Source organism: Spiroplasma sp. SV19 (assembly GCF_030060925.1).
Taxonomy (GTDB): Bacteria; Bacillota_I; Bacilli_A; order Mycoplasmatales; family Mycoplasmataceae; genus Spiroplasma.
Genome location: NZ_CP045455.1, coordinates 79324 through 102291, shown reverse-complemented (window position 1 = coordinate 102291; position 22968 = coordinate 79324). Strand labels below are relative to the sequence as shown.

General features: G+C 28.0%; 23 protein-coding genes. 6 read left to right on the top strand and 17 right to left on the bottom strand.

Annotated elements, in window-relative coordinates:
• Nucleotides 1-58: 58 nt before the first annotated feature.
• The 4 genes from mgtA to E7Y35_RS00485 all read right to left on the bottom strand — a co-directional run bounded on the left by mgtA (nt 59) and on the right by E7Y35_RS00485 (nt 6874).
• A complete protein-coding gene (mgtA, locus tag E7Y35_RS00500) occupies nt 59-2770 on the bottom strand; it encodes a magnesium-translocating P-type ATPase (RefSeq protein ID WP_283272391.1) in 2712 nt (903 codons plus the stop codon).
• Nucleotides 2771-2872: 102 nt separating this feature from the next.
• Entirely contained in the window at nt 2873-4828 is a 1956-nt protein-coding gene (locus tag E7Y35_RS00495; RefSeq protein ID WP_283272389.1) for an ABC transporter ATP-binding protein, read from the bottom strand.
• A 106-nt stretch (nt 4829-4934) separates the two neighbouring features.
• Complete coding sequence (locus E7Y35_RS00490) at nt 4935-5414, bottom strand: MarR family winged helix-turn-helix transcriptional regulator (protein WP_283272388.1); 480 nt, start codon at nt 5412-5414, stop codon at nt 4935-4937.
• Between the two features lie 128 nt (nt 5415-5542).
• A complete protein-coding gene (locus tag E7Y35_RS00485; protein WP_283272385.1) occupies nt 5543-6874 on the bottom strand; it encodes a hemolysin family protein in 1332 nt (443 codons plus the stop codon).
• Nucleotides 6875-7054: 180 nt separating this feature from the next.
• Here E7Y35_RS00485 and E7Y35_RS00480 point away from each other — a divergent pair, with 180 nt between their 5' ends.
• The gene (locus tag E7Y35_RS00480) at nt 7055-7699 is read left to right on the top strand and encodes a hypothetical protein (RefSeq protein WP_283272383.1); all 645 of its coding nucleotides are present in this window, start codon (nt 7055-7057) and stop codon (nt 7697-7699) included.
• A 36-nt stretch (nt 7700-7735) separates the two neighbouring features.
• On the opposite strand, the gene E7Y35_RS00475 is transcribed toward E7Y35_RS00480, so the two are convergent.
• The 8 genes from E7Y35_RS00475 to E7Y35_RS00440 all read right to left on the bottom strand — a co-directional run bounded on the left by E7Y35_RS00475 (nt 7736) and on the right by E7Y35_RS00440 (nt 14537).
• On the bottom strand, nt 7736-8521 hold the full coding sequence (locus tag E7Y35_RS00475; RefSeq protein WP_283272382.1) for a MurR/RpiR family transcriptional regulator: 786 nt from the start codon (nt 8519-8521) through the stop codon (nt 7736-7738).
• Between the two features lie 102 nt (nt 8522-8623).
• Entirely contained in the window at nt 8624-8746 is a 123-nt protein-coding gene (locus E7Y35_RS00470) for a hypothetical protein (protein ID WP_283272381.1), read from the bottom strand.
• An 82-nt stretch (nt 8747-8828) separates the two neighbouring features.
• Complete coding sequence (locus E7Y35_RS00465; protein WP_283272379.1) at nt 8829-9581, bottom strand: DeoR/GlpR family DNA-binding transcription regulator; 753 nt, start codon at nt 9579-9581, stop codon at nt 8829-8831.
• A gap of 61 nt (nt 9582-9642) precedes the next feature.
• The gene (gene uvrC / locus E7Y35_RS00460) at nt 9643-11424 is read right to left on the bottom strand and encodes an excinuclease ABC subunit UvrC (RefSeq protein ID WP_283272378.1); all 1782 of its coding nucleotides are present in this window, start codon (nt 11422-11424) and stop codon (nt 9643-9645) included.
• A gap of 123 nt (nt 11425-11547) precedes the next feature.
• Nucleotides 11548-11898 (bottom strand): 50S ribosomal protein L20, encoded by a 351-nt coding sequence (rplT, locus tag E7Y35_RS00455; protein WP_283272377.1) that lies wholly within the window; start codon nt 11896-11898, stop codon nt 11548-11550.
• 27 nt (nt 11899-11925) lie between these two features.
• The gene (gene rpmI / locus E7Y35_RS00450; protein ID WP_283272376.1) at nt 11926-12120 is read right to left on the bottom strand and encodes a 50S ribosomal protein L35; all 195 of its coding nucleotides are present in this window, start codon (nt 12118-12120) and stop codon (nt 11926-11928) included.
• Between the two features lie 43 nt (nt 12121-12163).
• Nucleotides 12164-12694: a translation initiation factor IF-3 gene (gene infC / locus E7Y35_RS00445; protein ID WP_283272375.1), complete on the bottom strand. Its 531-nt coding sequence runs from the start codon at nt 12692-12694 to the stop codon at nt 12164-12166.
• 403 nt (nt 12695-13097) lie between these two features.
• Entirely contained in the window at nt 13098-14537 is a 1440-nt protein-coding gene (locus E7Y35_RS00440) for an Mbov_0401 family ICE element transposase-like protein (protein ID WP_283272374.1), read from the bottom strand.
• 123 nt (nt 14538-14660) lie between these two features.
• Between E7Y35_RS00440 and E7Y35_RS00435 the strand changes: the two genes are divergently transcribed.
• Nucleotides 14661-15083: a hypothetical protein gene (locus E7Y35_RS00435; RefSeq protein WP_283272373.1), complete on the top strand. Its 423-nt coding sequence runs from the start codon at nt 14661-14663 to the stop codon at nt 15081-15083.
• Nucleotides 15084-15089: 6 nt separating this feature from the next.
• Here E7Y35_RS00435 and E7Y35_RS00430 read toward each other — a convergent pair whose 3' ends face one another.
• The 5 genes from E7Y35_RS00430 to E7Y35_RS00410 all read right to left on the bottom strand — a co-directional run bounded on the left by E7Y35_RS00430 (nt 15090) and on the right by E7Y35_RS00410 (nt 20736).
• Nucleotides 15090-17957 (bottom strand): Mbov_0399 family ICE element protein, encoded by a 2868-nt coding sequence (locus E7Y35_RS00430; protein ID WP_283272372.1) that lies wholly within the window; start codon nt 17955-17957, stop codon nt 15090-15092.
• Between the two features lie 3 nt (nt 17958-17960).
• Nucleotides 17961-19292 (bottom strand): hypothetical protein, encoded by a 1332-nt coding sequence (locus E7Y35_RS00425; RefSeq protein ID WP_283272371.1) that lies wholly within the window; start codon nt 19290-19292, stop codon nt 17961-17963.
• Entirely contained in the window at nt 19279-19821 is a 543-nt protein-coding gene (locus E7Y35_RS00420) for a toprim domain-containing protein (protein WP_283272979.1), read from the bottom strand. The genes E7Y35_RS00425 and E7Y35_RS00420 overlap by 14 nt, the downstream gene beginning before the upstream one ends.
• A gap of 41 nt (nt 19822-19862) precedes the next feature.
• Nucleotides 19863-20318: a CHC2 zinc finger domain-containing protein gene (locus E7Y35_RS00415; protein ID WP_283272370.1), complete on the bottom strand. Its 456-nt coding sequence runs from the start codon at nt 20316-20318 to the stop codon at nt 19863-19865.
• 193 nt (nt 20319-20511) lie between these two features.
• Nucleotides 20512-20736, bottom strand: coding sequence for a hypothetical protein (locus E7Y35_RS00410; protein WP_283272368.1), 225 nt, complete (start codon nt 20734-20736; stop codon nt 20512-20514).
• A gap of 607 nt (nt 20737-21343) precedes the next feature.
• Here E7Y35_RS00410 and E7Y35_RS00405 point away from each other — a divergent pair.
• From E7Y35_RS00405 to E7Y35_RS00395, 4 genes are all read left to right on the top strand, one after another.
• A complete protein-coding gene (locus tag E7Y35_RS00405) occupies nt 21344-21664 on the top strand; it encodes a transposase (RefSeq protein WP_283272367.1) in 321 nt (106 codons plus the stop codon).
• Nucleotides 21610-21822 (top strand): transposase, encoded by a 213-nt coding sequence (locus E7Y35_RS07100; protein WP_502957528.1) that lies wholly within the window; start codon nt 21610-21612, stop codon nt 21820-21822. The genes E7Y35_RS00405 and E7Y35_RS07100 overlap by 55 nt, the downstream gene beginning before the upstream one ends.
• Nucleotides 21823-21907: 85 nt before the next feature.
• Nucleotides 21908-22240, top strand: a complete 333-nt coding sequence (locus E7Y35_RS00400) for a hypothetical protein (protein WP_283272366.1) — start codon at nt 21908-21910, stop codon at nt 22238-22240.
• Nucleotides 22241-22831 carry a hypothetical protein gene (locus tag E7Y35_RS00395; protein WP_283272365.1) on the top strand — a complete coding sequence of 197 codons (591 nt, stop codon included), beginning with the start codon at nt 22241-22243 and terminating at the stop codon, nt 22829-22831.
• The last annotated feature ends 137 nt before the right edge of the window (nt 22832-22968 follow it).

Genomic DNA, 22968 nt, shown 5'->3' with positions numbered 1-22968 from the left:
AAAACACCTCTTTTTCTAGTTATTTCTAACCAAAAAAGTGGTGTTTTCCTGTTTAAAATTATAATCAACAATGATAAACTTTACGATAACCCGCTTTTAAAGCAATACTTAAAAATGCAAACAGCAGGACTCCACCCCCTAAAAAGGCATATCAAATTGGTGGTGGTGGTGATAATTGTAATCAAACGTGAACATCAGGAATGTATGGCAAAGCAAAAACTACCATTAAAATAAATAAAATTGGTAAAATCAACTGCAATGGCGGACGGTCTTTCCAAAATGCTAATTTATCAGTACGCATAAAGAAAATCATTAGCATATGTAATAAGGCTCCTTCAGTAAACATTGTAGTTTGAAACTGCGAAATCAATTGTGCATTATCACCTTGGCTTGGATCAACACTTCATGTTAACGCTAACGATGTTAATATAATTCCCATCACGATAAAATTTAAAACACTCATGACAGTTACCGAAGGACCATTTCACAAGGTAAAGGAAAAAATTCCTTTCGTATCTCAACTTCGTGGTTTTTTAATATATTCAGAATTAACATTATCAAAAACAACAGCAACTTGAGAAAAATCAAATAATAAATTCTGGAATAAAATTTGAATCGGCGCCATTGGTGCAAATGATAACCAAGCCGAAGCAATTAATAGACTTAACATTAACCCAAAATTAGCGGCGACTGTTACTTTTAAATACTTAATAATATTAGCAAAAATACTACGGCCCTCAATGATTCCTTGTTCTAAAACCAATAATGACTTTTCTAATAAAATAATATCTGATGCTTCTTTGGCGATATCAGTCGCATTATTAACAGAAATTGCCACATTACTTTTACGTAATGCTAACGCATCATTAATCCCATCACCCATATAGCCAACTTTATGCTTATTACTCTGCAACGCTTCAATAATACGTGCTTTTTGTAATGGGGTTAATTTTGCAAAAATATCATGGTTTTCAACCGCAACTAGTAACTGGTCATGCGTCATATTTTCAACTTCTTCGCCAACTAAAACCCCCCGTGATTTTAGACTAATTTTATCACAAACAACTAATGTTGTTTGAGGAGCATCCCCTGTTAAAATTTTCATAGTAACACCATATTTGTTAATTAATTTCAATGTTCCTTGCACATCTTTTTTAATAACATCTGTGAATGATAAAAAACCAAGAAAAATTAAGTCATTTTCATCATCTAAACTGATTTGGTTTTTACTAATTGGTTTATAAGCGACAGCAATTAATCGAACCCCTTGTTGATTTAATAATAACAAGTTTTCAATAATTTTTAATTTTGCCGGTTTATCAAGCGGGAAAATTTTTTCGTTAACCTCATATTGTTGACAAAGATCTAGCATTTCTTCTGCCGCCCCTTTGGTAATTATTATTTGCTCTGATTGTGGCTTTGAAGTCAATAAAATTGAAACACGTCGACGCATAAAATCAAATGGTAATTCATCTAACAGTTGATAATGTGATGCTAAAGTTTTAGTATAATTAACTTTTCGATACCCAATAATAGCTTCATCAATTTGATTTTTCATTCCTAATTGAAAATAACTATTTAAATAACCATATGATAAAACCTTTGGATCATTAATTTTATTAATATTATAATAATTTTGTAACTCAATTTTGTCCTCCGTTAAAGTTCCTGTTTTATCAGTACATAAAATATCAATCGCCCCTAAATTTTGGACAGCATCAAGTTGTTTAATAACAACTTTTTGTTTTGCTAAATTTTTACTGCCCCGGGTTAAATTTGCCGCAACAATAACTGGCAATGATTCTGGTGTTAATCCGACGGCAACCGAAAAAGCTAAAATTAAAGCTTCTAATCATTGCCCTGTTCGAACTCCATTTAAAACTAAAACAATCGGAACCATAATTAAAATAATTAAAATAATTAATTTAGTAATTTTTTTAATCCCAAAGTTAAAACTATTTTCTGATTCAACACTTGCTAATTGCGCATTAAGTGTTCCTAAATAAGTATTTGTGCCTGTTTTTAAAACAACGGCAATTGCACTTCCAGCAACAACACTACTCCCCATAAAACATAAATTTGATAAATCAAAGATTTGTTGTGGCTCAGCATTTGCAACAATTGTCTTATAAATCGGTTCTCCTTCGCCATTTAAAACAGCTTGGTTAACTGATAAATTTTTAGTATAAATAATTCGCACATCACTAGGAACAATATCACCTGTTGAAAGATAAATTAAATCCCCTGGAATCAATGTTTTTGATTCAACTTTTTGGGCCTTTGCCACTAAACTTGGCAACATTGTCTCATTTACAGTTGTTAAGTTTAATTTCCCCTCCCGAATTACCATTGAAGTTTTTTTCACCAATTGTTGAAGTTCCTTTGTTGTTCGAAAGGCTTTATAATCTTGGACTAAAGAAATTGTTGCACTTAAAGTCATCATAATTGCAATAATAATAGCACTAGCTAATGCTAAACTATCATTCATATTTTTTACAAAAAAAGTCCCTAATTCAAAAGCAAAAATAAAAATTAACAGCAAATTAAAAGGATTAACAAGCGTTAAAACAATATTTTTTAGTCATTTAAATTGTTGCGGTTTAATTTCAGATTGATTAACATTAGAATGATACTCTTTAACTTCATTATTATAATACCCAATTTTTTGTGCAGGAAGTTCTGTTATTACTGTTGTTAAATTACTTTGTGCCAAAGTTTTATAGTCAGTAAAGATTTTAGTCTCATCAAATTGTTGTTTTGATTTTTTCATTTGACATAGCCTCCATTTGTCATTTTAATCATATCATATTTTTAAAAATCCCCTTTTAAAATATAAAAACAGGATAGTGATCCTGTTTTTATCTTATTAATATTATGTCATTAACCCCGCTTCATATAATCGTTTAAAGCGCCCCTCAACTTTTTTCAATTCATCAAAGGTTCCACTTTGCACAACCCCGTTCCCTTTTTCTAGAACTAAAATTTGGTCAACATTTTTAATTGTACTTAAACGATGGGCAATAATAATTGTTGTACGACCCGCCATTAATTTATCTAATTCACCTTGAATTTCTTTTTCTACAATATTATCTAACGCACTTGTTGCTTCATCTAGAATCAAAATTTCTGGATTTCGTAAAAACATTCGAGCAATTACTAATCGTTGTTTTTGCCCACCTGATAAAATAAAACCACGTTCTCCTAGAACTGTTGCAAATCCTTCTGGTAATTCCGTAATAAAATCATACAATTCCGCCTTTTTCGCTGCTGCTTCACATTCGGCATCAGTAGCCGCAAAAGTTCCATAACGAATATTATCATAAAATGTACCATAAAGAATTTGTGGTTCTTGTTCCACATAACCAACATGATCTAAATATGATTTTAAATTAATTGTCTTTAAATTTTGATTATTATTAACATAAATTTCCCCTTTTGATGGGTCATAATAACGTAATAATAATTTTGAAATAGTTGATTTTCCAACGCCAGTTTCACCAACAAAAGCATAACTTTTACCTTGTTTAAAATGGAAACTAAAATCTTCTAAAATATATGGTTCATCTTCATCTTCAACATCATATTTAAATCAAACTTGATCAAAAACAATATCACCATTAATATTTGTTAATGGTTTTGCTGTTGGATTAATATTAATTTTAGGAACTTGATCAAAGATTTCTGCCACCCGTGTTGCTGAAGTGGAAGCTGTTGCTAAATTAGCTAATAAACGAACTACTTGAATAATTGGAAAAATTAGTGAATTAATACTCATCGTAATTGATAGCATTACGGTTGGATCTAACCGATTATCATTAACAAACACAATCCCAACAATCAAAGCAATTGTATTCATACTAGTTAATGTTGTCACCACAAAAGCAATCACAATTGATTGAACTTTAATTGCACGCATACTTACTTTATAATATTCTTTATGAATATCATTAAAACGATTTTTTTCATATTCATTCGTTCCAGTCGCTTTAATTAAACGAATAGAATTAATCCGGTCATTAACATCACCATTAACATCAGAAACTACTTTACGTTGCTTATACATTAATCGACGAATAAAAGTAAAACCAAACGAAGTTAATAACAAAATCCCAAATGAAACTCCTAAAATAATTCCTGCTAACTCAGCAACAGTTGCTGTCCCATCAATATAAACAGGGTTCCCATTAGCATCAATAACTGGTTCAATTCCCTTTGGACCATCTTGATATTGTAATACTCGGTTATCCAAGGTAAACATAACTGCAATACTTCCAATAAAAGTAAAGAATGCATTTAGAAAGTTTTGTGGCACTTGAAACGCTTGATCACCTAAAATTTGGGTGTCAGAAATTAATTTTGTTAAAATATCACCCATTTTTTTATCATGATAATAATTCATATCTAAATCAACTAATTTATTTAAAACTTTAATTCGAATATCAATTTCAATTTTACGAGAAATTGATCCCCCAACTAAACTTTGTAAATACAAGAAAAAACCAGAAACAATAAATGTTGCGCCAAAACCAATTGCTCAATATAATAATGTTATCCACGGCATTGCAGGATCATTAATACTTGAACGAGCTAACATCCCACTTGATAGCTGCGTCATAACAATATTTGTTAATTTTGGTAATGCAACTGTAATCCCACATGTAATAATGACAAAAACAATTAAACATAATCAACGCAATCAAAATTGTTTGTAATAAATTGATAATAATTTAAAAAACCCCATTGGATTTGTTTTTTTCTTTTTCTCTTTAACCAATCCTTGTTCGAGCTGAACATCAGATAAATTTGTACTATCATTTTTTTTGCTCATAACTAACTCCTTTTGTTTAATGATTGTTAAACACTTAACAAAATTATTATACGAATTTGAAAAAAAATTACAAGATATTTTTCGAAATTTGTTAAATATTTAACATTTATTTACTAAATAATTTGATATCACTCTTAAAAAACGCCACAATTTTTTCTAAATCAGCTAATAATATTTCATAATTTGGTTCGGATAATGCTTGTCTAATTTTTTGATCTAACTCATCAACCAACATAAAAACAATTGGTTTTAATGTTAACCACTTTTCTGTTGGCGTTAAATAAATTACTTTCTTATTATTTTCTGGGTGCACTTTAACAATATACCCCTTTTGAACTAATTTTTTAGAAATAATACTAATATTAGCTCGTGATTGATTAACAACTTGGGCTAATTCATTCATTGTGTGGGTTGGATATCGCTCAATTAAAATTAATAATCAAATATTTGAAATTTGAAAATCATCATAACCTTGTTTTTGTAATTCATTTTCAATTTGTTGGGAGAAAGCTTTATTAATATAGCCAAGATAACGGAACAGTCTTCCTTGGCATAATTCCCCTTCTAAGCCCATTTTATCCGCCATAACTCTCCGCTCCTTTCTCCGTTTGCTAAGTTTGTTCCTTCTTATTATCTTAACACAGAATAAAATAATGTTAAATATTTAACAAATATTAATAAAAAATGTGCTTCGCGTTAAACCGGAAAGCACTCTTAATCTTCTAAATCATGAATTGGATTATTATTTGTTAAAATTTCAATTTCAAAAACAATATTTTTTGTTGTTAATTTCCCTTCTTTTTCATCATTTACCCGAAAGGCATAATTATTATAAACAAATTCCTTGATTTCATTTTTGGGTTTTGTCAAATCATATCCCGTTTGTTGGGCAAACCATTGACACAATGTTTGTCCAGCACTTGCTGGTGGGGCCGCTAAATGCAAGTACTTTTGAAAAACTTTCTTAACCGCAGTACTCCCATGAATTCAAAACATATGATGGCCAATTTCTTTTACTTGCCCTGTTTCATCATCTTCATCATAAATTTCCCCAACAAGTTCTTCTAAAATATCTTCCATGGTAACAACACCAAGAAAATCATTACTATCGGTATTAGTACTTACAATTGCCATATGTAATTGTTCTTGTTGAAATAATTCTAGAGCATCATCTAATTTTAAATAACGAGAAAAAAAGATTGGTTCTGAAACTAACTTTTTAATTTCAACTTCCTGATGATCAATTACCGCAATAAAAACATCCTTAATATTTAAAATACCAATTACTTTTTCTGTTTCTGGTGTTAGAACTGGCATTCTCGTAAAACGTTCTTCTTTATAAAAACGTTGTAATTCTCGCCATGTTGTATTACTATAAATTGCCTTGACTTTTTCTTTTGGCCGCATAATTGATCCAATCGTTTTTTCATCAAAGGTAATTGCTGATTCAATCAGTTCTTTCTCGTTTTTTTCTAACACCCCTTCTGATTCAATCGTTGAAATTAATTCTAATAATTCATTTTCTGTCGTTGAAACCCCTTCTTTTTGTTTTCGTAAAATTAACACCCATGTAAATGGATAAAACAAAATTTTTCAAATTCATAAAATATAAGCTGAAAAAATTGAAAACTTTTCCGGAAAAGTTTTTGCAATTGTTTTTGGAACTAATTCACCAAAAATTAACACCGTAAAACCAATCACAATGGTTGAAACTCATGTTGCTGTTTCAGTATTACTAATTAAGGTTGCAAAAAACAAGGTTCCAATTGTTGCTAAAGCAGTATTAATTAAAGTATTAGCAATTAATATTGTTGCTAAAGTACGATCATAATCTTTTACTAATTTATAAACGCGTTTTGCTTTACGAATATTTTTATTTGTGGTCTTGTTTTTACGCCTACTAACATTATTTTTCGCCATTTGTTTCAAGCGGATTACATTAATTGAAGTAATTGCGGTTTCAGATGCGGAAAAAAAACTCGAAAAAATTAACAAAATAATCATTATTGGAAGTAATACAGCAAGCGCGGTGGCCGTATCCATCATCAGTTTTACACCCCTTTATAACTTTTACTGTTATTTATACATTGTATATATTATATCCTTTTCGTGAGAATTTTCTACCTGTAATTCAACAAAATATTTAATATTTTCTGTCAAAATCAAAGAAACTAATGTATAGTTATAAATAGACAACATTATAAATAATTCTTAGGAGGAATAGAAATGAGAAAACTGCTAAGCACAATGGCAGCCCTAATGATTGTATCGACCACAGCAACAACAGTAATTGCTTGTTCTGATAAAAATATGGTATATTACACTCAATTTATGGATGGAATCAAAAAAAAGGAAAACTTTATTTTTATGGTATCAGCACAAAATTGTATTCATTGTCAAAATACACATGACACTACTATTGCTGATTTATATACTAATGGTAAAGGTAATCAGAAATTTGATGACTACTTAGCAGGAAAATATGGATCACAATATGCTCTAAATAGTTACCCCGTTAGTGCAGAAGACCAAGCAAAAATTAAGAATACACGTTTAATTGTTACTAGTGATGTGAAAGATTTCAATGGAATTTGACAACAAAAATGAGCTAAAAAAATTGCGGACTGAATTGTGACCCAAGAACGTAACGCTCATAAAATAAATGGTGAAATTGACAAAAGTATTACTGCTGATTCATTAGGATTAAATGGAACACCAACTTATGTTTATATTAAAAATGGTAATTATGTTGGTTTTGAAACTGGTGAAATTGGTAATTTAGAAACTGGTTCAAATCCTAACTTATGAATGCAACGTTTTATTAAACACATGGTTTCAGAAGATTGAGATACTGATCATAATAAACAATAATAAAAAATACTCAGATTAATAAGTCTGGGTATTTTTTTAATTAAGCATTGTTAAAACTGCATTAAAGATAATAAATAAATGGTTATAAATTATTTGGTGGGTATACATTTTGCGCCGATCATTAATAATGATTGGCGCTCTTGTTGTTAAATTTGTCTCTAAGATCGGTGAGTTTTCTTTTAAAATAAATTTAATATTATCGCAAGGTAATGGTTTATCTGTATGTTTCAAAACATTGAATAAATAAGTTTGATTACTATCAATCACAATTCAAAGAACAAGATCATCTTTTGTTATTTTTTCTAAAAACTTTTTTGCAATAAAATCATGGGTTGTCATACTTGTATCAAACCCTAACCCTAATAATTGATGATAAAAATTAATTAATAAATCTAAATGTGTGTGTTCACCAATTAAGTAAACTTTCTTTGTTGCTTTTAGCATTGTTTTTAATTCTAAAATTGATGTTAAATTTTCATTTAATAATTTTGTCATCATAATTGTATGATTTGACACTAAGTCTTTAACTGTATTTTCTAACGGATTAATACGATGTAATTGATTAAGTTTTCGCACATTATCTAATTCATAACGAAAGAAAATATAAAATTCTTTCCAACCAGTAAAACCTAGCATTTTACAAAACTTTGTTACCGACGAGACACTTGTATGTGATGTTTCTGCAACATCATTAATAATAAAACTTTCGTTTTGTAACTTAGCAAAATTTAAAATAGTTTGTGCAATAATACCATTAACAGTATCATCATTACGATTAACAATTTCCTCTAACTTCTCAAGAATATTAGTTCTCAATTGCATGTTCCCCACCCAATCATTCCATGTTTTAATTCCTCAACTTTCAATTGTGATTATAATAAAATTGGAATGAAAAAAATTTGAGAGTTTATTGAAAATATTTTCCTAATCGACGCTGTCTGTTCGATCCTTTACAACTGCTTCAATTTTTGCTAGAATAGTGAATAATTCGTTAAATTCAAACTTTTCAATTTGGTTACATACATGTTGGACATTATTTAATTCCATTTTAACCTCCTTTCAACCACAAAATTACCAGTCCTAAAACCTTTTTCCTTGCAAAGAAAAAACTTTGTCCGATGACAAAGTCTTAGATAATACTAACATTTAAATTATATTGTTTAGGAACTTCAGGTTTATCTGTGACCAAATATGTCACATCTTTTGTTTCATAAAATTTAAAAAATCCCACTTTATCAAATTTAGTACTATCTGCTAATAAAATTTTTGTTTGTACTCGTGCTAAGGCAGCTAATTCAACCCGCGCCTCTTCTTCATTACTTTTATAAACTGCTCCTGTTGTATCAATTGTATTTGCTGAAAAAATCACTTTTGAAAATTGAATTAATGATAGACTTTCTTCACAAAGTGAGCCATAAAAAGCCTGTGATTTATCTCGTAATTTACCACCAATTAAAACATTATATTGGACATTAACATTGTCTTTTGCTAATTGTAAAATTCGAAATGAATTAGTAACAATTTTAACTGGCTTATTAATTAAAGTAACAAACACTTCACAAGTCGACCCAGCGCCCACAAAAATAACATCATTTTTTTCTAAAAGATTTAAAATCTTGTTAGCAATAATCATCTTTTTATCAAAATTAATGCTACTTGCACGAACATCAATACTACAAGACTTATTGTGAACCCCTAAAAAATTAATCCCCCCATAAGACATTGTAATGATACTTTCATTTTCAAGTTCTTTCAAATCACGACGGGCTGTTGTTGCAGAAATATCAAACTTTGAAACATACTCAAGAACATGATTCATTTCGTGGAAAGGTTTTTGGCATAGATATTCTAATAATAAGTCTTTTCTTTGGACTCTATGCATAATATTCTTTACTCCTTTTTATTATTTAATTTTGTCCATTATAATTATAACTAAAAAACCTCTATTTACCAAAATTCTCCAAAAAATTTCGTAATGTTTGAACAAGTTTTCAATTATGTAAAACTTGATATAATTCATCAGAAGTTGCTTTTTGCATTGCTCCGATACTATCAAAATGAAGATTTAAGGTTTTAATCCGTTGTGGTCCCAATCCGGGAACTGCTTCTAAAATACTTGTTGTTAATGCCTTTGTTTGACGCCGACGAAAACTACTAATTGCAAAGTGATGAACATCATCTTGCATTCTTGTTAAAAATAAAAATAAGCGACTACTTTTATCTAAATAAAGTTTTTCTTTTGCTAAATTAAGAAGATGATCTGTTTTATGTTGATTATTTTTAACTAACCCAATAACAGGAATTGTTAAATTTAATTTTGCCAATTCATTACAACAAGCATTAACTTGTTGAATTCCCCCATCCATAATAATTAAATTTGGTAAGGGTTGCTCAGTTTCAATAATTTTTTGATATCGGCGGGCAACAACCGCTGCAATCCGATGAGCATCATCTTGCTCAGCAATATTAAGATTATATTTGCGATAATCATTTCGTGATGGGCGGCCATTTTTATAAACAATTACCCCACCAGTTACAAATTCATCATTAATATTGGCAATATCAATCATTTCAATTAAATACGGTAATTCGTTTAAATGTAGAACCTTTTGTAATTCTTGTAATACTTCAACACTATTTAGTTGTCGCTGTGCTGTTGATTGTAACTGCAAATAAGACTCATAACTGTTATCAGTTGCTAACCGCATAATCGTTTTTTCAGCTTTCGTTTGGGGATGAAAAACACGATTATCAAATAGTAAATTTAATTCTGGTAATGCAATTGTCTCATTAACAATAATCTTAGTTGGCAAAATATTCTTTTGATAAATATTTTGCAAATACAATCGATATAGTTCTTGGTAGTTATCTTCCATTGTCACTTGATAATATTCATAATCCTTATAACTTAATTTTCCAGCCCGATAAAACAATGTTGTTAATAATAAATTATGATCAGTTTGATATAAACTAATTACATCTAAATCGTCATCTTGGTTTAACATTTCAACTGTTTGTGAAGATAAAGTTCAATCTAAATTACGAAGTAATAATTTTAACTTTTGTGCTTCTTCAAATTGCAAGTTATCTGCTGCTTGCAGCATTCGTTTTTCTAATAGTTCTTTTGTTTCATTAAAATTTCCTTTAAAAAAAGCATGAACCTTTTTAATCATTGCCGTATAGTATTCTTTTGGGACGGTTTTAAAACAAGCTCCAGAACATTGGTTAATATGATAATATAAGCACGGTTTACCAAGATTCCCTTTACAACGACGTAACGGGTATAATCGTTCTAACACTTTAATAATCTCACGTGCATGACTTCCTTCGGGAAACGGGCCATAACAACGTGCATACTTGTTATGAACATTCCGAACATATAAATATTGCGGGTCTTGTTCTTTTGTAATCACAATATAAGGATAATGTTTGTCATCATTTAATAAAATATTATATTTTGGTTTATACTGTTTAATTAAATTATGTTCTAAAATTAAAGCTTCTTTTTCTGTTTTGGTAATAATTGTTTCTAAGCGTGTAATTTCTTGGACTAACCGTGTTGTTTTATAATTATAAACTTTATTAAAGTAGGAACTAACCCGACTACGTAAATTTTTTGCTTTACCAACATATAACACTTGATTATAAGTATTAAAAAATAAATAGCATCCTGGCTTTGCTGGTAAAATCTCAACTTGTTCTTTTAATGATAACTTTGTTGCCATATTTTGTTTTTTCCCCTTATATTACATTAATATTTTATGCTTAATTACCCTAATTAGCAACTAAGAATAAATTGTCAAAAAAAAAAAAAAAAACTACTTTGTAAAAATAGTTTTGTTAATTCTTTAACGCTTTTTTGATTCATCCACTAACATTTTAAATTCGCTTGGATTATGAATTGCCAATTCTGATAACATCTTACGGTTTACTTCAATATTAGCCTTATTTAAACCATTCATAAATTGTGAATATGACATATCATGTTCGCGCACAGCGGCGTTAATTCTTTGAATTCATAATGAACGAAAATCTCTTTTACGTTGTTTACGATCACGAAAGGCATATGCCAATGATTTCATCACTTGCTCTTTTGCTTTTTTGTAATGGGTTGATTTAGTCCCAAAATATCCTTTTGCTTGTTTAATAATTTTTTTACGACGTTTTCTTGTTGTTGGTCCACCTTTAACTCTTGCCATTTTTTAATACTTCCTTTCTTACTTAAATTAATCTTGTATTAATTGTTTTAATCGACTTTGATCAGTATGATCCATTACGCCAGCCTTACGTAAGTGACGCTTTTGTTTTGTTGACTTATTTTGTGCTAAATGTGAAGTATAAGCGTGGGCAATTTTTCATTTTCCTGTTCCAGTCACTTTTACTCGTTTTGCTAAAGATTTTTTTGTCTTCATTTTTGGCATAAATTTTCCTCCTTTTCTTATTTTAAATAGTTAATTTAATTAATTATTTTTTTGGCACAACATACATATCTAAAAACAAACCATTTAATTGGGGTTCTTTCTCCACTTTTGCTAAATCTTCAATATAACTAAAGAATTTTTCTAATGTTTCTTTCCCAAATTCAGGTCGAGCAACTTCACGGCCACGAAACTTTAATGAAATTTTAACACGATTACCTTCCATTAAAAATTCCCGTACTTTTTTTGCTTTAAATTCTAAATCATGATCACCAATACCAGTTCGTAACCGCATTTCTTTATTTTCAGTTACATGTTGATTTTTCTTATTTTCTTTTTCTTTCTTTTTTTGTTCATACTTATATTTGCCATAATCAACTAGTTTTGCTACTGGTGGATTTGAAACTGCTGATACTAGTAATAAATCAAAGCCTTTTTCTTCAGCAAAACGGATTGCTTCATTACGTCCCAATGGCCCAATTCTGCTACCATCATCCATAATAATCAAAACTTCTCGTGCTCTAATATCATAATTCACTTGTTCAATATTCTTATTGTTTTTAGTAGGTTGATTCATCCAATTCCTCCATTTTAATTAATTAAAAAAACGCTCAAAAGTAGCGCTTTAATTAACAAGAATTATTTTTTAACTGATTAATCATTAACCGTTACAAACCTAATTTAATCTTGTAAAACCTATTAACCACACTAAAGGGGATAGGTGAGCATTAGCTACTTTAACATTTTCCAAAGATTATTATATGTTTTTTTTATAGGTTAGTCAAGATAATTCTTATTTTTGTTGTAAAAGATGGTAAGAAATAATTGGAACTTTTAACGATAAATTTTATTTGGGATAACAACAATTATCTCCTCAAACAAAAGACTAAACGTCTTTTTCTTATTTAGTTATTTTTATTTTACCGATTTTATAACTTTATGCAACACCAAAAGAGAAATATTTTTAAAATATTTCTTTATTATTTTTGTTTATTAAGTAAATTCCTAATTATATCTTGGATTTGAGTTTTCTTATATCGTAAAACTGGAAGTTCAATATTTCGTTCATAAGATTTATGATAATCTTTTTTCCAATGCTGATATCATTTTCAAATATTTTGCCGATAATATTTAATTTCTTGCTCATGATAAGCAATAATATTATCTTTTAATACTTTTAATGGATCCAACCCATTGGTTTGGGCCATTGCCAAATCTAAAATAACATTAAAAGATTCATATTTATAAATTTTTGCTCCATAACCCATATATGCTTTAATAGAATGCGAAATCATTGCTTCTGAACAAGAACCAATATAACCCTGGTGTTGATAGCTCTCAATCCCTTTTTGATGATTCTTTAAATAACGAATTAACTTATTATAATGCTCTAAATCAATTTTAAATTCTTCTGTATATTTTGTAATATTTTTAAAATCATTTAAAAAAGTAATTATTTTATTTACATTACCCTTGATAATTTCTGTTTTAATTTCGGTTATTATTTTATCAAATAAACTTCTATATGCCGGGTTTAAATGACGTTTTTTATTAAATGCTTTGTGAATATACTGTGATAAATGAAAATAATCTAAAACATAATTGGATTTTAATTCTTGCGCAGTAATTTTAATTCAACCTGCACCATCACCACATAAAAATAATTCTTTTTCTTTATACGATATCCCATAAAATTTCAACAATTGGTTAGTAATTTCATGCACAAATTTCTTCGTATTTATTTTAGCTCCCTTTGGAACTGATCAATAAAATTGTCGTTTATTCAATAATCGACCATTATGATCTTTACCAGTATGAAAGGTTACTAAACGATAACGACACTCATTAGATTTATTTTTAACTAATAAATCTTCTCAGGTATCATCGGTTAAAATATAAATATATTCATATTTACTACTATCTGGTACTTCGTATTGTAACTTAAATGATTCATTAATTAATTCTTTAATATTATATTTTTTAATAATATTGGAAATTGTTCGTTCTGAAATATCCATATTTGGGAAAACTGCTAAAATATTTTTATATGTTTGTTTAGAGGTAATATGGTCTAAAATGGCAATAATAAAATCTAATGATAATCGTTGTCATTTGTCTAATTGAATGTAATCGTCTAACAAATATTTGTAATGTCAACGGCCATCTGCACCAATATATTTATACTTTGTCCGGCGAAATGTAACAGGTCCTTCTTGTGTTAAAATCGTGCGCGGTACTAATGTATTACGAATATAACCATTTTTTAAACGCCACTTCTCATTACTAATCTGGTAATCCAATTCTTCTAATTGTTGTTTAATACTTTGTAATAACAGTTGATTATGCTTTTTCTTTTCATCTGTTACATACTTAACCATATTAAAATTAAGTAAATTAATACCTTCTTTATTGTTGCCCATTTTAATACTGCCCCTCAATTTATTTTTGTTAAATTAATAATTGTTGATACAGTGAATTTTAAATCTATACTATAATTATAACATAAAAATATCGCCTTTTTAATAGAAAGATTTAGACTTGAAATGAAGCACCTATACTTTAATGATGAATTATATGATTTATTTAATTCAGAAGCTACTGTTTTAAAGCTTCCAGCACGAGTATTTAACATTTTTCACAAAAAGTTTGCCAGAATATCTTTTTTATATTCGCAATATGCTGAAGTTAGACATATTATTCAATCAATTTATATTTTTACTGAAAGTGTGCGCAATGTGGGCAATAAAACTATGACAGAATTTATGGAGATATTAAAAAAATATAACTTAAAAATATTCACATACAAAGAAATCCTTGAAATTTATAATTATGAATATGTTAATAATAAATGATTTCTTTTTAAAAGCAAAGAAGATACACAATATTTTGACCCATATAAAAATTGACGCCAATTACTTTTAACTGTTGATGCCCAATTAAAACTGCAGCGTCACAAAAAGAATTAAGTAAATTTACTTAATTCTTTTTCTTTTTCGAATTATCAACCATATCATCCCAATGCTAACCACTATTAATGGACATAAAATTACAGGTAACAATCATGATAAATATTTTTTACTATGTGGGCTTTCTGGATTAGCATCCGGATTAGGTGGTAATGGTGGTGTTGGTGGAACTGGTTTACTTTCTGGGTCATTAATTAATTGATGATATGAATACCCTGTTGTTTTATCACTAGCATTATCAGCATAAATAATTAAAGTTAATGTTTTAATCCCACTAATATTATTTAAAAAGTTATTTAGTAAAACATCATTCAAATCACCAGGAGTATTATGATGGGTAACAGGATCTGCCCTTGGAATTTTATTGCCCGAAACACCATAATCTTGATTTAAAATAATATCATTGTAACCATATATTTTCATATAATTATCAACATCTTGGTAAATTCAGTTTCGTAATTCTTCAGCAGTAAAACTATTAAAATTATATTTATATTGATTGAATTTAATTTTACTTAAATCCCTTACTGTCACAGGATCATAAGAAACTGAATTTCTAACTTGAACACTAGCTGTTCCAATTAACAATGTTGAAGTGGGGCTTGCCTTTACCCTTAATTCTAAATATTGTGGTGTTGTTTTGTTTTGTAATAAAACCTTTAATCCCCTTTTATCAACAGTAATATCTTTGCCATCAAGGGAATAAACATTGTAATCAGAATTTAACTTTACTTTCGGTGCTTTCAACATCATATATTTATTTACCGCTTCGATTATATTATTTGCAATAACGTTTATTTCTGTCTCGTTCATTTTAATGATGGGTAGATTCCCGGTGATATCAACATAATTTGCCGGATTGGGATCAGGGGGAATCCGTTGGGCAATAACATCCGAGGTATATTCTTTTCAATAACTCATTACTTGCTCATAACTTAATTGACCAATATCAGTCGAATTTAAATTTTTTCATTTAGCTAAATAGTTTTTCAAATGTACCCCATGAATTGTTGTTCAAAAATCAACAGCAATATTAGAATTATTTAACACATCTAAAAACCGCGGATATTTTTCCGAATAATCCGCCCCAATAATCATAAATTTTTGCGCTGTTGATTGATCATATAACTTTTCAACATAATGTCAAATCCCACTATCACTTCAATACTGGTTTACCCCATCAGACGTTATCTCCTTATCTTTTTGTCTTGGCGTTGGATTAGAAAAAGGTAGTAAATTAGGATCAACTCCCTTGCGATAAACTGCTGTAATATTTGGGTTACTAAAAGTTTGGTTAACACCCTTTCCAGCAACCGCTCCTTCGGCAATGAATCCTAAATCATAATCCTGCGGATTTATATTGGGATTAATCACTTCGCCAAATTGATTTAACGGATCTAAGGCAAACGGCACTGATGATTTATTTTTAACTCAAATTATTTGAGTTTTAGTTCCTGTTTCAGAATTAATTTCTTTATCATATTTTGGATTGGGTTTTCCATCTGCTAAATTTGGTGTAATTAAAATATTTTGTCCGGGATTTTTAGTAGGATCTCATGCATATCATTTCAATTTTAAATCAGGAATTAAAGTTTCAATCACAATTTTTATTTGATACTGGGTTTTGGATTGGTCATCATCATGATGAACAATAATATCATATGTATTAATCGTTTGACCAGCAACTCTCTTATCTAATAATGTTGTAATAAATTTATTGTCTAAAACATCAACTTTTACCCCATTTATTTCTAATCATTCACTATTATTTAAAGCACCATCAAATTCCAACGACACTGTCGTATGATATCTTAATGTTCCACCATAATTGTCAGTTACTTTACTAGGTTCTAACTGAATACCGCTATCAGGAATCATCCCTTTGGTTGAATCAATTGGATTGACAATTTGCCCAGGCATAATATGCAATCTTTCATTTAATGATTTTCTTCAATAACTTGCAGACAATGTGATTTTAATTTGTGTTGAAAATGTTCACACTTCTTGCTGTTGTGAAGTTGGATTAACAAATTTGATAACTACCGTTGCTTGTCTGGTTGAATTATTGAAGGAATACGGTTGAATATATTGTTTTCAAAGATAATATTCATCTCCTAAAACATTGGTAATAATTGTATTTATCTTTGCTGTTAAATCATTTCCTTTTCCCGTTGGATCTGTGATATTTCTTTTATCATCAATTGCTCCCGAATAGTCTGAAATAAAATTGATTGGTCGCGATAAATTTGTTTGCAAATTATTTTTAATTGTCAATAAATTTTGATTTGAATTAATCGTTATTTTTGATACAGATAAGCGACTTGTTGAATCAGTTCATGCTGAATTACCCCCTTGGTATAACCAACATAAAACATAAAAATTAATGTTTAAAGTAGTTAAGCGGTCAGGAACTGGTCAAGTTCAATTAAGACTTACCTTTGCTTGGTTCGATGCTTGGTTTTGTCTGCCCTTTTGTGATCAATTAAAAAACGAATAACTTGAATCATTATTTGATAAAGCAATTGTAATCGGACCAGTATAACTTTGATTTCTACCAAAACCAGATGAACCTGATACTGCCTTAAATTCAAAAGTAATTGACTTGTAATATTTTAGAAAGGTTGCTTGGTCTTTAGCATATTTTGGAATTTGAATATTAGTATTAGTATGACCATTAATATCATTCAATTCTGTTCATCAGGAATTTGTTCCTTTATAAACACTCAAATTAATATTAGGATGTAAAATAATATTTGGATAAAATGGTGAGTTATTATTTGCATAAAAGATATTAGATAATGTTTGGCCTGAAAATGACATTATTGGTGTTGTTATCAATGTATTACCTAATAATATTGATAATAAAATTTTCAAAGTTTATTCCCCCTTTGCTTTAACTTCATCATTTTTAAATTTATAATTATTGGCATTATGAATTTCATTTTGCAACTGTTTAAAATTATTCATTGCGTTTTGCATTGCTAAACCAAATTGCTGTGATAATTCATAAGTTAGTTTTGATAATGAATTATATTTTCAATCAAAAGGTTTATTTATTCCCTCATATAAATATGGAGGATATTTAGGTTTTTGGGTTTTCTTGGGTTTATAATGCAAAGTATTTAAAAAAGTATTAGCTAATCTTCGATATAACCCATCACCATAAATTTCTCTTCAATATCATTTATTTGCCTTATCAATCCCTAACTTATTTTTTTCACTATCCTTAATAAGTTGATCACGATGAGTTTGCAAGTTAATTAAATAATCATCAAACTGGAATTTAAGATTGTCAGCATCTTGAACCATATAGTCAACAATATTCTGAAGTTGCAATTGTTTTTCCGGTGCCGCTTGATATAATTCTCCATATTTAAAATGCTTCCCGTTTTTATGCATCGGTAAATCTGTTAAATAAGTTTTAATTAAGTTATCCAGTTCATGTGATCTATTTTTTATATCATGATGAACTTGTTTACGAAACTGAGCATTAATATCCCTCCGTTTTAGGCGAAGGTTATTAAAGAATTCTCTTCTGTTCTCAACATATTGTTGTGTTGTAAACCGCATAAAGTTATTAGCTGCTTCAGCAATTTTCCCCATTTCGCGAAATTTAGTTTTTTTATTATTTGTTAAAGTTTGAGGTGCTTTTTCCATAAAACCAATATGCGCATGAATATTATCCGTATTGTCATGGACCACAAACCAGTAATCTAAATTGTCCGGATTTAATCCCGCTTTGCGAAAATATTGTTTAATATTTCCATTGATCACTTCTGCTACTTTTTCTTTATTATGCAAATGATATTCACTTTCAAAGTCTTTTGAAAAAGACAAGACACAGTCTCATAATAATTGGTCTTCTGCTAAATTTTTGATTTTATTACTCATTTCTGTTGCTTTATTTTCTGATAATTCTTGTCCATTCGCATATATTCCCGTTGCTTTTGATTTGGTAGATAGTTCCTTTATTTGTTGGGAATATTCTTTTAAACTATTAGCATTTTTCAGATTTTTCAGTTTATTATCATCCACACAACATTTACATAACGCTTCTTTGCGCGTAATATAACGTCAATAATCACCACTCGTATAATATTTTCGCTTTGATTGATAAATTTTTGTGTTTTTAGAAAAACGAATTATTTTTCAAATAACCGGAACCGCTTGATCGGCATGTTCATAATCACTGTGTTTATCCAAGTTCATATTCCGTTTCCTCATAGTATAAATCTTTTAACAAAGCGGGGTTTTGACTCTGACAAATTTCATCAGGATCTTTGTATTGAGTATTATTGTTAATATTTCTGACAATTACATTTCTATTAGATAATAAAACGGTAATTTTCTGACTAGCTACTTTACCCGGGTCATCATTATCAAGAAAAACATTAATTTTATTAAACCGTCTAGTTAAAATTTCAATTTGGGTTTTCGATAAATTTGTTCCCATTAAAGCGATCGCTGGAATTTGTTTTTGAAATAATGATATTACATCCATATATCCTTCCACTAAGGTAATTTCTTTGTGTTCTTTTGTTATTTTATTTAAATTAAACAAAATATTACTTTTAGTAAATACTGGTGTTTCAGCAGTGTTTAGATATTTGATTGAACTTTCATTTGTCATATCACGACCAGAAAAACCAACTACTTGGTGATTTGCATTTTTAATTGGAATCATAATCCGATTTTTAAAAACACTAATTAACTCATTGTGGTAATTATATCTAGCTAAATTCGCTGTAATTAACTCTGTTTTACTATACCCTTTTCGAATTAAAAATTAAGTAAATCATCATTATTTGCATATCCTAAATCAAATTCATTAATTGTATGATCAACATAGCCTCTGTGATGCAAATAATCTTTCGCTTCTTTCCCTGGTAAAGTATTTAAAGTATTTTTAAAAAATAACATGGTTAAATAATTTAATTGATATAACTTGTCTTTCTCGGTTTGTGGGATTGCCTTTACTTCTTTTGCAATAAAAGTTTGCTCTAAATTATATTTTGTAGAAAGTAGCTCTTTTGCAACATTAATTTGAATATTTTCCATTTTAGCAACAAAATATTCAACAGAACCACCAATATTACAAACAAAACAACGTCAAACTTGTTTTTCAACTGAAACTGATAAACTAGGATGTGAATCACTATGAAAAGGACAAATTGCGACATAATTCCGTCCTCTTTTTGACAATTTTAAATAATCTCTAAAAACCTCTAACATCATTATTGTTCCTTATTATGATTGTCATATACCAATATAAAAAACACACGCAAGACATCATAAAATGTCTGACATGTGTCATTGGTCATCTACATAAACATTATACTATGAAAAAGAAAAAGAAAATCTTTCGATTTTCTTTTTTAAAAAATATGTCTGGCTGTTGTTCCCTGACAAATTGGAGAAAACTAATATTTTAATCTTGTGACAATCTTTCAATAATTTCTCTAACATGAGGTAATTTTATAGATTTTTGAAACATTTTTTCACTCAAATCTGAAAACTCTTCCGATTCTATGCTAGAAAAAGTAGTTTTTAATACTGATTTACAATTATTATCCAATGCTTTATCTAATTCAATATTAATAAATAACTCCATATTATTTAATCATTGTTTCATTTCTTTTAAATCTTTCCCCATAATAGCACTCTCCTAATTAATTTTATGTATAAATTATAGCATATTATTTTTATTATTGTTATTTATTTTTTTAATATATTTTTGTTCATAATTTTTAAATGAATTTAAGCACATTTCTTGATAGTCAATATTTATAGTAACATTATTTAAAATAAAATTTTTGGCATTTGTCCAAATATTGTAGGTAGATAAAAATATATTGAAAAAAGCAATTTCTATTGCTTTTTTTTTTTTTTTTTTATATGATTAGGAAGATGGGAGGAATTTGAATAATGAAAAGTAATACATCAATTAATGAGTTCTGAAATTTATTTCCAGATAGTAAAACATGCTATCAATATATTTTTAATAAAAATTTGGTAATTTAAAAAAATGTTTAAAATGTCATAAGGATTTTAAATATTATTTTATTGAAAAACAAAAACGATATGATTGTCAATATTGTGGGAATTCTATATATCCTACTAAAGGGACAATATTTTATAAATCAAAAATTTGTTTATGAAATTGATTATATATAATTCATAAGTTCTCAACTAGTAAAAATGGTCTTAGTTCTAAAGAAATACAAAGAGAATTAAATGTTAATTATAAAACAGCATGAAAAATGGGGCAAAAAATTAGAAATCTTATGAAAGAAAATTATAAATTTGATCAAAATTCAATAATTGAAATAGATGAAACATTTGTTGGTGGATTAGAACAAAATAAACATTATAATAAAAAATGAAAAAATAATAAGAAACCAAAAGAATATGGTCCATGAGGTAAGCAAGTTCTTATAGGAATAATTGATAGAAACAATAAAAAAGTAAAGGTTTTTCACACTAAAGATAGAAAAACAAAAACAATTAAAAAACTTATAAAAGCAGAATTAAACAAAAAAATCTTATATATACTGATGATTATAAATCATATAAATTTTTAAAAAAATCTCGTTATAGTCATAGCATAGTTAATCATAGTAATAAACAATATGTTAATAATACTGTTCATACAAATACTATTGAGAATTTTTGAAGTTTACTAAAACGAACTTTAAAAACATATATCCATGTATCAAAAAATATTTACAAAATTATGTAGAAGAAGTTGTTTTTAAATATAATCATAAAAATCAAAATATATTTATTGAATTAATAAATAGAATATAAAAAAGGAAAAAAATAAAATGAATTGAATGATAACTCTTATGTTAAAAACAACAAGAATTTTATTAAAAGGTTTACTTAAACGATTGATTTTAATACAAATTTTATATAAAAAGCAGAAAATTAAAAATGTAATAAATTTTATAAAAATTAAAAAAATTATTTTTCGAATAAACGAAAATTTTAAATTATTATCTATATCTGATGCTGAAAATACAGAATTCATAATTAGTAGAATTAAATATTTAACATACTATGCTGACCATAATTTTGAAACTTATGATCCTAGAATTGTTAACGAACTTTTAGTAAAAACATTATATGAGTATAAAATGATGGGAGGCACGATTTAAATGAAAACTATTAATTCAATAATTATAAAGCAGAAAATTACAGTACCTCCAAAAAGTATATTTGTAAATGATGAAATTACTTTGTCTGTGATAAAATCTATGCCGATTGATGCAAAGTTAGAATTTTTTTGATATCATAATAATTCTTTGCAAGAAGAAATTATTAAAACAGGAACTAATGAATGAATTTCAGAAATATACGGTAAGAAAACAGATGAACAAACATATGAAACTGTAGGTTTTTTTCTGTATCTTAAAAATGAAGATAAGATTTATGATGGTAAATATATCTTATATAGAAATAAAAAGTGATCAATACAATATGATAAAATTCAATTAACAATCCAAAATTTACAATTTTCTATGTTGAATACAACATTTGAATATGATTCAAATATGTTCGGACATTTTGTTCATAGTAAATATAAAAAAAGAATCGTAGAACCTTTGAATAATATGAGATTTCTTTGAGAACAAGAAAGAAACCCAGATAATAAATTTACTGATGAAAGAATGGTAGAACTTTATAATCAAGTTAATGGATATAATCCAAAATTTACTTTAGATTATTATAAAAAAATAAAAGAATAGATTTATAATTATATTATAAAGAATATTTATAAAGGAGTGATATTTTGAAAAAGAAAAACCTAATTGAAATGATCTTACACCAAAAGAAAGATTTGATAGTCTTTTAGAAAAAGCATTAAATATTGAAGAAAAAAATA